This window comes from Buttiauxella sp. AC142 (assembly GCF_979253435.1).
On record NZ_CEEDCH010000001.1, the window covers coordinates 3,082,525 to 3,095,450 of the forward strand.

At 49.7% G+C, this 12,926-nt stretch carries 15 protein-coding genes, 5 tRNA genes and 3 other RNA genes; 3 read left to right on the plus strand and 20 right to left on the minus strand.

Annotated features, from left to right (window positions below; all coding sequences use genetic code 11):
- Positions 1 to 82 precede the first annotated feature (82 nt).
- On the plus strand, positions 83 to 835 hold the full coding sequence (gpmA, locus tag AC0IWZ_RS14340) for a 2,3-diphosphoglycerate-dependent phosphoglycerate mutase (RefSeq protein WP_034497101.1): 753 nt from the start codon (positions 83 to 85) through the stop codon (positions 833 to 835).
- 65 nt (positions 836 to 900) lie between these two features.
- On the opposite strand, the gene aroG is transcribed toward gpmA, so the two are convergent.
- Positions 901 to 1,953 (minus strand): 3-deoxy-7-phosphoheptulonate synthase AroG, encoded by a 1,053-nt coding sequence (aroG, locus tag AC0IWZ_RS14345; protein ID WP_471676970.1) that lies wholly within the window; start codon positions 1,951 to 1,953, stop codon positions 901 to 903.
- A gap of 320 nt (positions 1,954 to 2,273) precedes the next feature.
- Here aroG and AC0IWZ_RS14350 point away from each other — a divergent pair, with 320 nt between their 5' ends.
- Together AC0IWZ_RS14350 and zitB are read left to right on the plus strand one after the other, a co-directional pair.
- On the plus strand, positions 2,274 to 2,651 hold the full coding sequence (locus AC0IWZ_RS14350) for a YbgS-like family protein (protein WP_034497105.1): 378 nt from the start codon (positions 2,274 to 2,276) through the stop codon (positions 2,649 to 2,651).
- A 123-nt stretch (positions 2,652 to 2,774) separates the two neighbouring features.
- Positions 2,775 to 3,707 (plus strand): CDF family zinc transporter ZitB, encoded by a 933-nt coding sequence (gene zitB / locus AC0IWZ_RS14355; protein WP_034497106.1) that lies wholly within the window; start codon positions 2,775 to 2,777, stop codon positions 3,705 to 3,707.
- Here zitB and pnuC read toward each other — a convergent pair whose 3' ends face one another.
- The 19 genes from pnuC to cydX all read right to left on the minus strand — a co-directional run bounded on the left by pnuC (position 3,708) and on the right by cydX (position 12,924).
- Positions 3,708 to 4,424, minus strand: coding sequence for a nicotinamide riboside transporter PnuC (gene pnuC, locus AC0IWZ_RS14360; protein ID WP_471676969.1), 717 nt, complete (start codon positions 4,422 to 4,424; stop codon positions 3,708 to 3,710).
- A 23-nt stretch (positions 4,425 to 4,447) separates the two neighbouring features.
- Positions 4,448 to 5,509: a quinolinate synthase NadA gene (gene nadA / locus AC0IWZ_RS14365; protein ID WP_471676968.1), complete on the minus strand. Its 1,062-nt coding sequence runs from the start codon at positions 5,507 to 5,509 to the stop codon at positions 4,448 to 4,450.
- Between the two features lie 185 nt (positions 5,510 to 5,694).
- Positions 5,695 to 5,770 (minus strand) — tRNA-Lys (locus AC0IWZ_RS14370).
- A gap of 3 nt (positions 5,771 to 5,773) precedes the next feature.
- A tRNA-Val gene (locus AC0IWZ_RS14375) sits at positions 5,774 to 5,849 on the minus strand.
- A gap of 24 nt (positions 5,850 to 5,873) precedes the next feature.
- Positions 5,874 to 5,999: non-coding RNA, RtT sRNA (locus AC0IWZ_RS14380), on the minus strand.
- 14 nt (positions 6,000 to 6,013) lie between these two features.
- Positions 6,014 to 6,089, minus strand: a tRNA-Lys gene (locus tag AC0IWZ_RS14385).
- Positions 6,090 to 6,133: 44 nt separating this feature from the next.
- Positions 6,134 to 6,259: non-coding RNA, RtT sRNA (locus AC0IWZ_RS14390), on the minus strand.
- Positions 6,260 to 6,274: 15 nt separating this feature from the next.
- Positions 6,275 to 6,350 (minus strand) — tRNA-Lys (locus AC0IWZ_RS14395).
- A 44-nt stretch (positions 6,351 to 6,394) separates the two neighbouring features.
- A non-coding RNA gene (locus tag AC0IWZ_RS14400) (RtT sRNA) lies at positions 6,395 to 6,521 on the minus strand.
- A gap of 15 nt (positions 6,522 to 6,536) precedes the next feature.
- Positions 6,537 to 6,612: transfer RNA gene (locus tag AC0IWZ_RS14405), tRNA-Lys, on the minus strand.
- Between the two features lie 164 nt (positions 6,613 to 6,776).
- Complete coding sequence (cpoB, locus tag AC0IWZ_RS14410; RefSeq protein WP_471676967.1) at positions 6,777 to 7,568, minus strand: cell division protein CpoB; 792 nt, start codon at positions 7,566 to 7,568, stop codon at positions 6,777 to 6,779.
- A gap of 9 nt (positions 7,569 to 7,577) precedes the next feature.
- Positions 7,578 to 8,099 carry a peptidoglycan-associated lipoprotein Pal gene (pal, locus tag AC0IWZ_RS14415; RefSeq protein WP_034497134.1) on the minus strand — a complete coding sequence of 174 codons (522 nt, stop codon included), beginning with the start codon at positions 8,097 to 8,099 and terminating at the stop codon, positions 7,578 to 7,580.
- Between the two features lie 26 nt (positions 8,100 to 8,125).
- The gene (tolB, locus tag AC0IWZ_RS14420; RefSeq protein ID WP_034497136.1) at positions 8,126 to 9,418 is read right to left on the minus strand and encodes a Tol-Pal system beta propeller repeat protein TolB; all 1,293 of its coding nucleotides are present in this window, start codon (positions 9,416 to 9,418) and stop codon (positions 8,126 to 8,128) included.
- 128 nt (positions 9,419 to 9,546) lie between these two features.
- Positions 9,547 to 10,812, minus strand: a complete 1,266-nt coding sequence (gene tolA, locus AC0IWZ_RS14425; RefSeq protein ID WP_471676966.1) for a cell envelope integrity protein TolA — start codon at positions 10,810 to 10,812, stop codon at positions 9,547 to 9,549.
- Positions 10,813 to 10,840: 28 nt separating this feature from the next.
- Positions 10,841 to 11,272, minus strand: a complete 432-nt coding sequence (gene tolR / locus AC0IWZ_RS14430) for a colicin uptake protein TolR (protein WP_064559844.1) — start codon at positions 11,270 to 11,272, stop codon at positions 10,841 to 10,843.
- 10 nt (positions 11,273 to 11,282) lie between these two features.
- Positions 11,283 to 11,969 carry a Tol-Pal system protein TolQ gene (tolQ, locus tag AC0IWZ_RS14435; RefSeq protein ID WP_072009447.1) on the minus strand — a complete coding sequence of 229 codons (687 nt, stop codon included), beginning with the start codon at positions 11,967 to 11,969 and terminating at the stop codon, positions 11,283 to 11,285.
- Positions 11,966 to 12,370 carry a tol-pal system-associated acyl-CoA thioesterase gene (ybgC, locus tag AC0IWZ_RS14440; RefSeq protein ID WP_034497145.1) on the minus strand — a complete coding sequence of 135 codons (405 nt, stop codon included), beginning with the start codon at positions 12,368 to 12,370 and terminating at the stop codon, positions 11,966 to 11,968. The genes tolQ and ybgC overlap by 4 nt, the downstream gene beginning before the upstream one ends.
- A gap of 147 nt (positions 12,371 to 12,517) precedes the next feature.
- The gene (ybgE, locus tag AC0IWZ_RS14445) at positions 12,518 to 12,811 is read right to left on the minus strand and encodes a cyd operon protein YbgE (protein WP_034497148.1); all 294 of its coding nucleotides are present in this window, start codon (positions 12,809 to 12,811) and stop codon (positions 12,518 to 12,520) included.
- On the minus strand, positions 12,811 to 12,924 hold the full coding sequence (gene cydX / locus AC0IWZ_RS14450) for a cytochrome bd-I oxidase subunit CydX (protein WP_064512614.1): 114 nt from the start codon (positions 12,922 to 12,924) through the stop codon (positions 12,811 to 12,813). Before cydX ends, ybgE begins: the two co-directional genes overlap by 1 nt.
- Positions 12,925 to 12,926: the final 2 nt, after the last annotated feature.

The window sequence follows — 12,926 nt, forward strand, 5'->3', positions numbered from 1 at the left end:
CGTTTAGCATTGCCGCTGGCCCCTTTGCGGCAATATAATGATAATCGTTATCATTAATCGCAGGCTTATTAAGGAGTAAACTATGGCTGTTACTAAGCTGGTTCTGGTTCGTCACGGTGAAAGCCAGTGGAACAACGAAAACCGCTTCACTGGTTGGTATGACGTTGATCTGTCTGAGAAAGGTCAAACTGAAGCGAAAGCTGCAGGTAAACTGCTGAAAGACGAAGGCTACTCCTTCGACTTTGCTTACACTTCGGTGCTGAAACGTGCCATCCATACCCTATGGAACATTCTGGATGAACTGGATCAAGCCTGGCTGCCAGTTGAGAAGTCCTGGAAGCTGAACGAACGTCACTACGGTGCGTTGCAGGGTCTGAACAAAGCTGAAACCGCAGAGAAATATGGTGACGAGCAAGTTAAACAATGGCGTCGCGGTTTTGCTGTGACTCCACCAGAATTAACTCGCGATGATGAACGTTTCCCAGGCCATGACCCGCGTTATGCAAGTCTGACCGACAAAGAACTGCCAACGACTGAAAGCCTGGCACTGACCATCGATCGTGTTATTCCTTACTGGAACGAAACCATTCTGCCACGCATGAAAAGCGGCGAGCGCGTCATTGTTGCCGCTCACGGTAACTCCCTGCGTGCACTGGTTAAATTCCTTGATAACCTGAGCGAAGAAGAAATTCTTGAGCTGAATATCCCAACTGGCGTGCCATTGGTATATGAGTTTGACGAGAACTTCAAACCTCTGAAACGCTACTATTTGGGTAATGCTGACGAAATCGCAGCAAAAGCCGCAGCGGTAGCAAATCAGGGTAAAGCGAAGTAATTCGCAACAGATGTGAAAAAGGCGCGGTGAAAACCACGCCTTTTTTTATGCAACTGTACTGCTAATTAACCGCGGCGGACTTTAACCGCATCAGCCAACTGACGTAGAACAGTTTCAGTATCTTCCCAGCCAATACACGCATCGGTAACGCTTTTGCCGTAAACCAGCGGTTCGCCACTCTCGAGGCTCTGATTGCCTTCTACCAGGTGACTTTCAATCATCACGCCGGTAACGGCTTTATCACCGCCTGAAATTTGCTGGCAAACATCGGCACAAACTTCAATCTGCTTCCTGAATTGCTTGCTGCTATTCGCATGGCTGAAATCGATCATCACCTGCGCTGGCAGACCTGCTTTTTGCAAGTCAGTCTTAACCTGCGCAACATGAGCAGCGCTGTAATTTGGCTCTTTACCGCCACGCAGAATGATATGGCAATCGCCATTCCCACTGGTGGTGACGATAGCTGAGTGACCCCATTTGGTCACAGACAGGAAGCTGTGAGGCGCGCCAGCCGCATTGATCGCATCAATGGCAACCTTCATGGTGCCGTCAGTGCCATTTTTGAAACCCACCGGGCAAGACAGGCCAGAGGCGAGTTCACGGTGAACCTGAGATTCTGTAGTACGTGCACCGATAGCACCCCAGCTCATCAAGTCCGCCAGGTACTGCGGGGTAATCATATCTAAAAACTCACCCGCAGCAGGCAGGCCGGAGTCGTTGATGTCTAACAACAACTTACGAGCAATGCGCAGGCCATCGTTGATTTTATAGCTGTTATCCATTTCTGGATCGTTGATCAAACCTTTCCAGCCAACCGTGGTGCGCGGTTTTTCGAAGTAAACGCGCATAACGATCTCTAACTCACCTTGCAGCTCTTCACGCAACTCAAGCAAGCGTGCGCCATATTCTTTCGCCGCTTTAACGTCGTGAATGGAGCAAGGGCCAATAACCACCAGCAGACGATCGTCATTTCCTTTCAGGATTTTATGAATCGCTTTGCGCGCGCCAGAAACTGTGGCGGCGGCTTTTTCTGTGGCAGGGAATTTTTCGAGCAGCGCTACTGGCGGTAACAGTTCGTTGATTTCTTTGATGCGTAAGTCGTCGTTCTGATAATTCATGATATGTCCGGGAATGGCCTTGAGATTTAGCTTAGTTGCAATCCCTTCAATCTATCGCTTCAAGCATGAAGTGTAAACGGGCTTTTACACTTCAGGCGGAATATTCCTGGAAACGACCTAAAAAGCGTCAAAAAATGGTAAAACCCCGGTTTACCGCTACAATTTTTAATTGTTAACACTAAAAAGTAGTCCTTTAGCAAAATTGTATTCTGACGTGATGTTAATCGGTGACATATTTAGTCGATAAATGGCGCAAGCTCAGAATAAAGCAAGTGCACTGTTGGAAGAAGTTATCCAGCAATAACAACCAGAACAGGAGCATGATGATGAAAAAATTAACCGCACTTTTCCTGACAGCAACCCTTTCAGTCGCCAGTGGTCTGGCAATGGCCGCAGATACTAGCGGTGACAATAATGGCCAGGCAAACGCCGCTGCGTCAGCAGGCCAGGTCGCACCGGATGCGAATCAGAACCTTGCGCCTAAAGGCGTTGATAATAGCAATATCAATAATGGCGGCACTATGCTTCATCCAAATGGCTCAACCAGCAGTAGTGGTATGACCAGCGACGGGATGAGCAAAGATGAAATCCATAAAAATTCGATGTGTAAAGACGGTAAATGCCCGGATACCAACCAAAAGGTTGAAACCGGTAGCGGTGATGACGTGAACACGAAAGTGGACGGCACTTCACAGTAAAAGAAACACCGCTAAACCAGGGGGGAGCTAAGGCTCTCCTTTTTTATGAGTTTTATTCAATAAGTTAATCAGCGTTAGTGGTTATAATTAGCGCATCGTTGTTTTGCGAAAATAGAAGAAACCATGGCGCATACACATCAACATTCCTCCGGTGATACCAATTCCAGACGCCTGCTTTGGGCGTTTGCCATCACGGCCCTCTTTATGGTGGCAGAAGTCATCGGCGGGATTATTTCCGGGTCGCTTGCTTTGCTTGCCGACGCAGGCCACATGCTCACTGATGCCGCAGCATTGTTAGTCGCGTTGCTGGCTGTGCGGTTTGCCAGGCGTCCACCCAATGCCCGTCATACTTTCGGCTGGTTAAGGCTGACCACGCTTGCTGCGTTTGTGAATGCTATTGCTCTGGTGGTCATTACCGTATTGATTGTCTGGGAAGCGATAAGCCGTTTTTATCATCCGCAACCGATCGCAGGCTGGACAATGCTGATTATTGCGTTTGCAGGATTGCTGGCGAATTTGTTTTCTTTCTGGATTTTGCATCGCGGAAATGAAGAAAAGAATATTAATGTGCGCGCTGCGGCACTGCATGTTCTGGGGGATTTACTGGGTTCTGTAGGCGCGATTGCTGCGGCACTGATCATTCTGTGGACGGGATGGACGCCCATTGACCCGATCCTTTCTATTTTGGTTTCGTGCCTGGTGCTGCGCAGTGCGTGGAATTTACTTAAAGAGAGTGTCAACGAGCTGCTCGAAGGCGCACCTCACTCCATTGATATCACTGTTTTGAAGCGGAAATTAGCCAGAACAATCCCAGAAGTTCGTAATGTTCACCACGTACACATCTGGCTGGTTGGCGAAAAGCCATTAATGACAATGCATGTGCAAGTGGTACCACCACACGACCACGACGCCCTGTTAGAGCGCATCCATCATTTTCTAAAAGATGAGTATCGGATTGAACATGCGACGGTGCAGATGGAGTATCAACTTTGCCATGGGCAAGATTGTGATTTAAATGAGCATGGTCAGCACGACCATGCTCATCATCATCATTGATTAAGACAAGGCGCGTGAGCCACGTTCACGCGCACTTTTGATCCACATGCGGCTGCCATTGAGCGCGATAAACGTCAGAATCATATATTCGAGCGACATCGCATAGACGCCTTGCAGGGCGAAAATCACCACGCTAATCACGTTAATGATCACCCATAGCAGCCAGTTTTCGACGTACTTACGGGTCATCAGAATCATCGCCACAATCGACAACACCATCATGCAAGAGTCCCAGAACGGGAAGGCATCAGGCTGAAGCACTGGCATTGTCACATTCAGCCCCAGCCCCTGCATGATAGAAACCGCTATTCGGGTCAGGAATGCAAATACCGGATCGATAAACACGGTCATTAAACCAATCGCCCCAACGCACACCGCAATCCAGGCGAGGGCTTTGGGCAAAGGTAACCAGCGAATCTGGAGAGCGGCCTGATTATCGTTTGTCTGCCGTGACCATGCATACCAACCATAAATATTGGCCGCAAAGAAGAACAGCTGAAGCAACAGGCTCGCATAAAGTTGAATCTGAAAGAAAATAACCGCAAAGAGCGTGACGTTAATTAAGCCGAATGCGTAATTGCTGATCTTTTCAAGGCTCGCCAACCAGATGCACAGTAAGCCCGCCACGGTTCCAATAGCTTCTATCCATGATAAATCATACCCACCAGCGCCGATGGGGATGTGAACCAAAATGTTCTGCGTGCTAAAAAAATCCATATTCGCTCCTGAGCATAAGATCCTTATGCGTTGCCTTTAATATTCCGTCGTAATTCAGCGGCAAAAGCTAACATTCGATTTAAAGGCACCAGAGCGCCCTCACGGAGTGCAGCGTCGACATGAATCTCATGCGCCGCTCCGCCCTGCTCCAATCCCTCAGCGATAGCTTTAAGGCCGTTCATCGCCATCCAGGGGCAATGAGCACAGGTACGACACGTTGCCCCTTCACCTGCTGTCGGTGCTTCGAACAACTCTTTATCCGGGCATGCCTGCTGCATTTTGTAAAAAATCCCGCGGTCGGTCGCCACGATCAGTTTCTTGTGGGGCAACGTTTTTGCCGCAGCAATAAGCTGACTGGTTGAGCCTACTGCATCGGCCAAATCAACGATGGCCTGTGGCGATTCCGGGTGAACTAATACCGCAGCATCCGGATAAAGCGCTTTCATGCGCGTTAATGCCTGAGTTTTGAACTCGTCATGGACGATACATGCACCCTGCCAGCACAGCACATCAGCGCCGGTTTGCTTTTGTACATAATTCCCGAGATGACGATCCGGCGCCCAGATGATTTTCTCGCCCAGACTATCGAGATGTTCAATCAATTCAACGGCGATACTGGATGTCACAACCCAATCCGCACGGGCTTTAACCGCAGCGGAAGTATTAGCATAGACCACCACGGTGCGATCGGGATGCTTATCGCAAAAGGCGTTAAACTCCTCGATTGGGCAGCCGAGATCCAGAGAACATTCTGCATTAAGCGTAGGCATCAGAACGGTTTTTTCCGGACTCAGGATCTTCGATGTTTCACCCATAAAGCGTACGCCTGCCACCAGGAGCGTAGTGGCTGGATGATTTGCCCCAAAACGAGCCATCTCGAGAGAATCAGAGATACAGCCGCCAGTCTCCTCCGCCAGAGCCTGAATTTCGGGGTCGGTGTAGTAGTGAGCCACCATGACAGCATTCCGCTCTTTCAGCAGACGCTTGATTTTCTCGCGGTAAAACAGCTTTTCGTCCGCGCTCAAAGGCTGTGGCTTAGGTGGGAAAGGATAAATCGCTGCTTCTGGATCGAACATTACGCTCATAGTGCTTTCTCGTTTGACTGACTTAACCAAATTAGCAATTTTCTGATGAAGACCGACCAGAAATGGCTAAGGTTGTTTTGTATGCTAAACAAGATAGCGAATTATGTCGGGATTGTCGTGGGGAATTTAATTTCAACCAGGAATTGCAGATAGCAAAAAGGCGCCTTTAGGGCGCCTTTCTACATTGGTGGGGCGTGCAGGATTCGAACCTGCGACCAATTGATTAAAAGTCAACTGCTCTACCAACTGAGCTAACGCCCCGAATGGTGGGTGATGACGGGCTCGAACCGCCGACCCCCTCCGTGTAAAGGAGGTGCTCTACCAACTGAGCTAATCACCCAAACTTCGGTACTACTTTAAAAAATGGTGGGGCGTGCAGGATGATTCAGCCTTTGGCCTCACCCTTCGGGTCGTTGCTACGCAACGCTGTTTCGCTTACGCTCAACTCGAACCTGCAGCAGGTTCAAACCCTTCACGACTCACTTGCACAGAATACTCAAATATTGGTGGGGCGTGCAGGATTCGAACCTGCGACCAATTGATTAAAAGTCAACTGCTCTACCAACTGAGCTAACGCCCCGCGGTGCGGTTACTGCTGTATCGAAGATGCTTTCACTCGAGGAGTGATGGGGCGTGCAGGATGATTCGGCCTTTGGCCTCACCCTTCGGGTCGTTGCTACGCAACGCTGTTTTGCTTTCGCTCAACTCGAACCTGCTGCAGGTTCAAACCCTTCACGACTCACTTAATTCGCACTACATCATAATTGGTGGGGCGTGCAGGATTCGAACCTGCGACCAATTGATTAAAAGTCAACTGCTCTACCAACTGAGCTAACGCCCCGCAATGCGGTTTACTGCTTCTTCAAATACTGACTGCTTCGAAATTGGTGGGTCGTGCAGGATGATTCGGCCTTTGGCCTCACCCTTCGGGTCGTTGCTAAAGCAACGCTGTTTCGTTAACGCTCAACTCGAACCTGCTACAGGTTCGAACCCTTCACAATTCACTTACTTCGTACTGCTTCGAAATTGGTGGGTCGTGCAGGATTCGAACCTGCGACCAATTGATTAAAAGTCAACTGCTCTACCAACTGAGCTAACGACCCAATTTCGAGTCACTTCGGGTTTGTTTGATATCCCTTGGCAACGGCGGCATATATTACTGATTTAAGATTTTGACGCAACAAGAATTTCGATCAAGATCACCTAATGGCTCGCGTTTCGTTCGGCTTGACCAGAAAAACAGCAATATCTGGTCAGGCCGCACTCACTACATCGCATTCAGACGTTTTTGTGCCTGCTTTGCGCCGTCGGTATTTGGAAATTGTTTGATCACTTGTTGATACACAGCTTTCGCTTTTGCGGTATCGCCTTTGTCTTGCATGATCACACCGACTTTAAACATTGCGTCCGGGGCTTTTGGAGATTTCGGGTAATTTTTCACCACAGAGGCAAAATAAAACGCCGCATCATCCTTTTTCCCTTTGTTGTAATTCAGCTGCCCCAGCCAGTAATTAGCATTTGGCTGGTAAGTTGAATCTGGGTACTTCTTGATAAAACTCTGAAATGCAGCAATGGCTTCGTCCTGACGGGACTTATCCTGCACCATGGCAATAGCGGCATTGTAGTCGCTGTTGGCATCGCCACCCTGCACTGGAGCCGCCTGAGTGCTGGCTGACGCACCAGCATCAGGTGCTGCTGTCGCAGCAGCGCCCTGATCGGTTGCACCAGCAGCTTGCCCTGCAGCAGCGCCGCTACCGAGGCTGTCTATCTGCAATAAAATTTGCTTCTGACGCTCAACAACCTGATTCAACTGATATTGACTTTCCTGGATTTGACCACGAAGGGAATCAATATCATTTTGGTTATCAGAGAGTTGTTGTTGAAGTTGGGTTAAGAGTTGACTGTGAGCGTTAGAAATACGCTCGAGTTGAGTGACACGGTCTTCGACCGAGCCTGAGCCGACACTACTGATTGGCGCCTGAGCAGTAGCGGCCCAGGGGGCCGCTATGCCAACCAGTAACGACAGACTCAACAAGTGATGTCTGAGGTTACTGTTCATACTGTTCTCTTAGTAAACCAGAACGGCACGACGGTTTTTAGCGTAAGCCGCTTCGTCATGACCCAGAACTGCTGGTTTTTCTTTACCGTAAGAAACGATGGAGATCTGGTCTGCAGAAACGCCTTTACCCTGCAGGTACATCTTAACAGCGCTAGCACGTCGCTCACCCAGGGAAATGTTGTATTCCGGAGTACCACGTTCGTCCGCATGACCTTCTACAGTCACTTTGTAAGATGGGTTGCTACGCAGGAAGTTAGCGTGCGCATCCAGCATTGCAGCGAATTCAGAAGAAACATCATATTTGTCCAGACCGAAGTATACGATGTTGTTCTGTTGCAGCTGTTGCATCTGTAGACGAGCCTGTTCTTCAGATGACATGTTGCCATTGCTACCGTTAGCGTCCATACCAGTGCCGGCGCCCAGCATACCTTCGCCGCTCTCGTTGTTGGCGCTCTTGTTAGAACTACACGCAGCAATTGCCATAACAGGCAATACCAGCATCAGCCCTTTCAGCACTTTGTTCAGTTGCATTTCTTTGATCCTTTAATATTTTATTATCACAGATACGGCGACCAGGCAGGGAATTTAACCTGACCATCGGTTGCCGGAAGACGCGCTTTGAAACGCCCATCTGTTGAGACCAGATTCAGCACAGATCCCATCCCCTGAGAAGAGCTGTAGATTACCATCGTGCCGTTAGGTGCCAGACTTGGCGTTTCATCCAGGAACGTTGACGATAAAGTTTGTACGCCACCCGCTACCAGATCCTGTTTGGCGATATGTTGTTGCCCACCGTTCGAGCTAACCATCACCATAAACTTACCGTCGGAACTCACATCGGAATCCTGGTTCTGAGAACCTTCCCAGGAAATACGTTGTGGAGCACCGCCATTCACATTCACTTTATAAATCTGTGGACGACCAGCCTGATCGGAGGTGTACGCCAGGTTCTGGCTATCCGGGAACCAGGTTGGTTCAGTGTTGTTGCTGCGACCATCAGTCACCTGACGAATCTGACCCGAGCCAATATCCATCACATACAGGTTCAGGCTACCGGTTTTCGACAATGCGAAGGCCAGCTTGCTGCCGTCTGGAGAGAAGGTAGGCGCGCCGTTGTGACGAGGGAAAGAAGCCACCTGCTGCACCGCACCATTCGCCAGAGTCTGGATAACCAGCGCTGAACGACCGCTTTCAAACGTTACGTAAGCCAGTTTGCTACCATCTGGAGACCAGGCTGGTGACATCAACGGCTGCGGAGAACGGTGAACCACAAACTGGTTGTAGCCATCGTAATCAGAAACGCGCAGTTCATACGGGAACTGACCGCCATTGGTCTGCACGACGTAAGCAATACGTGTACGGAACGCACCTTTGATACCTGTCAGCTTCTCAAACACTTCGTCGCTGGCGGTATGACCGGCATAGCGAAGCCACTGTTTGTTCACTTTGTAGGAATTTTGCGCCAGTACAGTACCCGGTGCGCCAGAGGTATCAACCAACTGGTAAGCCACGGTATAGCTGCCATCACCATTCGGTGTGACCTGGCCAACAACAACAGCATCAATACCCAGAGCGGTCCACGCGGCCGGTTGCACTTCCTGAGCGGAGCCAGGTTGCTGCGGTAAACGTGAACGATCGAGTGGATTGAATTTGCCACTGTTACGTAAATCAGCGGCAACAATGCCACCAATATCTTCCGGTGCCGCACCTGGGCCTGCCCATTTAAACGGCGCCACACCAATTGGACGCGCTGAGTCCACCCCTTGGGTGATCTCAATACGAACTTCTGCGTGCAGCACGGCTGCCCACAGCATTAAAAAACTTAATGCAACTCGAAATGCCTGCTTCATCATATCTCCCTTATCTGGACCCAAAGCCCACGATAATTTAGCAGAATGTTAACAAACTCAAATACACAAAACTACCAAAACCCTGTGACTCAGCCTGGTTAGTTTTCCTCACTTTCGCGAGGAAAATTTCACTGTGGCTTAAAGTCGATAGGCGCGTTTTTGAAAACTTCATAAACGTCCTGGCTTGGCGGTTTCGGAATCTTCGCCAGACGCGCTGCCGCGATGGCAGCCTGGCAAAGAGCCGGATCGCCACCCTCTGATTTGATATCAAGTAGTAAGCCGTCAGGAGCCAGTTTTATGCGCAATGAGCAGGTCTTGCCGCTGAAGGCAGGGTCCTGGTAAAACTTGCTCTCAATTGCTGCTTTTATCTGACCTGCGTAACCATTGATCTCAGCACCAGAAGCGCCATTATTTTTAGTATTCCCTTTTCCAGCAGCAGCTGCGCTATTACCTTTCGCTCCCGCACCCGTTTTCGGCGCATTCTTACCAGAGCTCAGGTCGCCAAATAGATCGTCAACGCCCGCAGCGGCGGCCTTATCGGCAGCAGCTTTATCAGCAGCAGCCTTTTTCTTAGCATCTGCTGCGGCTTTTTTATCAGCAGCAGCTTTTGCAGCAGCAGCCTTATCGGCCGCCGCTTTTTCAGAAGCCGCTTTTTCTGCCGCAGCAGTCTCAGCAGCTTCTTTTGCAGCAGCTTTTTTGGCAGCTTCAGCCGTAGCTTTCTTCTCAGCATCGGCAGCTTTCTTTTCGGCTTCCTGCTGAGCTTTTTTCGCCGCAGCGGCAGCTTCGGCAGCCGCCTTTTTCTCTGCATCAGCTGCTTTTTTAGCTGCTTCTTCAGTCGCTTTCTTTTGTGCATCCGCAGCAGCTTTCTTCGCCGCTTCTTCTGCAGCCTTCGCCTGAGCGTCAGCCTGAGATTTTGCCTGAGCATCAGCTTGCGCTTTAGCATCTGCTTTAGCTTTCGCCGCGGCTGCTTCAGCTTGCTTTTGTTGCTCTTGCGCTTCTTTAGCAGCTTCTTGCGCCTGTTTCTGCTGGTCTGCTTGCTGCTTCGCTTGTTCCTGCGCGTCGAGGCGTTCTTTCTCCAGAGCTTTCAGACGCTGTTGCTCAGCAGCCTGTTTTTCCTGAAGTTCTTCAGCCTGTTGTTGCGCTTGTTTCTCGCGTTGCTCGGCAGCACGTTTACTACTCGCCTGCTGCTGTTGCTGACGATTGTACTGCTGAACAACAGCACCAGGGTCGACCATGACCGCGTCAATAGCCGAACCTCCACCGCCGCCAGCACTGGCGTCGATGTGCTCGTCAAACGAACTCCAAATCAGGACTGCAATCAAAATGATATGCAGGATCACTGAGACGATTATCGCGCGCTTGAGCTTATCGTTTTCTATGGTTGCCTTTGACACTATCGGTTCCCAAATATCGCGAGATGGATCAGATTGGCTGCGTCATCAAACCGACGGATTTCACACCTGCGCTATGCAGCATGTTAAGTGCTTTGATGATTTCCTCGTAAGGAACATCTTTCGCACCACCGATCAAAAAGACCGTTTTCGGGTTTGCCTGCAAACGACGTTGTGCTTCCGCAACAACCTGTTCAGATGGCAACTGGTCCATACGGTCTTTCTCAACCACCACGCTGTACTGCCCTACCCCGGAAACTTCAATAATAACCGGTGGTTCATCGTTACTACTCACCGTCTGCGAATCTGTCGCATCCGGCAAATCTACCTCAACGCTTTGTGTAATGATTGGAGCTGTTGCCATAAAAATAAGCAGCAACACCAACAGTACGTCCAGCAGAGGAACGATGTTAATTTCGGACTTTAATTCCCGACGACCACGCCCACGTCCACGTCTGGCCATGACTTACCCCTTACTGCTTATCGCTGCTGGTAAAAGCCTGACGGTGCAGGATAGCCGTGAACTCTTCCATGAAGTTGTCGTAATTCAATTCCAGTTTGTTCACACGTTGATTCAGGCGGTTATACGCCATAACCGCAGGGATTGCAGCGAACAGACCGATTGCAGTTGCAATCAGTGCTTCTGCGATACCGGGTGCAACCATCTGCAATGTCGCTTGTTTGACCGCACCGAGTGCGATAAAGGCGTGCATAATCCCCCAAACCGTACCAAACAGACCGATATACGGACTGATTGAACCCACGGTTCCGAGGAAAGGAATATGAGTTTCCAGCGTTTCCAGCTCACGGCTCATGGAAATACGCATGGCGCGAGATGCCCCTTCAACAACTGCTTCAGGTGCGTGCGTGTTAGCACGATGCAGTCGGGCAAACTCTTTAAAGCCTGAATAGAAAATTTGTTCAGAGCCAGCAAGATTGTCACGGCGGCCCTGGCTTTCCTGATAGAGACGGGACAATTCAATGCCCGACCAGAACTTATCTTCAAATGCTTCTGCTTCACGAGTAGCAGCATTGAGGATGCGCGTACGCTGAATAATGATTGCCCATGATGCAATGGAAAAACCAATCAAAATCAACATGATAAATTTGACCAGAAGGCTTGCCTTCAGGAACAAATCAAGGATATTCATGTCAGTCACTGCTTGAACTCCGCGACAATAGACTTGGGAAGCGCACGAGGCTTCATTAGGTGTGGATCAACACAGACGATCAGGACCTCAGCTTCGTTGAGCACCTGGTTATCGGCATTGACGATTCGCTGTGTAAATACCATAGAGGTACCACGCATCGATGTAATTTCACTTTGGATTTCGAGTAAATCGTCGAGTCTGGCCGGCGCCAGATAATCCACTGTCATTCTGCGAACAACAAAGGCGACGCGCTCCGCCAACAAATCTTGCTGGTTGAAGTTGTGATGGCGCAGCATCTCGGTGCGTGCTCTTTCATAAAAAGCAACATAACTGGCATGGTATACCACACCACCGGCATCGGTATCTTCGTAGTAGACACGAACCGGCCATCGAAACAGCGTTGTACTCACTTTACATCCCGGTAATGCAATTAAACGTTGCTACTATACGCAAGAGGATGGGGGTTGGGAATGGGTTGCATTAAACGTTAGGTAAATATTTATGGGCTTGTTAAAGCCCATAAAATGTGTGTAAAAATCTTCAAGCTTAAAGAAGCATCAGAAGAAGAAAATAGCCAGCCCTGCCAGCAGGACTAATAGCGCAGGCAACGGACTAAAAACGCCCTGCCACAGCACTTTACGTGGACGAAAACCCACACCATGTATCACACCGGTGCAAACAGCCCACATCAACAAAAAACCGTGCCAGATTGCCAGGTCACTGGTTTTTGCCGCAAAGCGGGACGGGTCCCAAAACATACATCCGGCCAGGATAAGTGCCATGATCAAGGAAAGAGCCCTTAAAGGGCTCTTATCCATTACCGCATACAGCTTTGCGATAATTCCTTCCATTAAATTTCTTCTTTACCCGCTTTAGCAGCTTCTACGTGCTCAAGTGCCAGGGCGGTAATGATGCCAAAAGCACAGGCAAGAAGCGTCCCCAGAATCCATGCAAAGTACCACATAA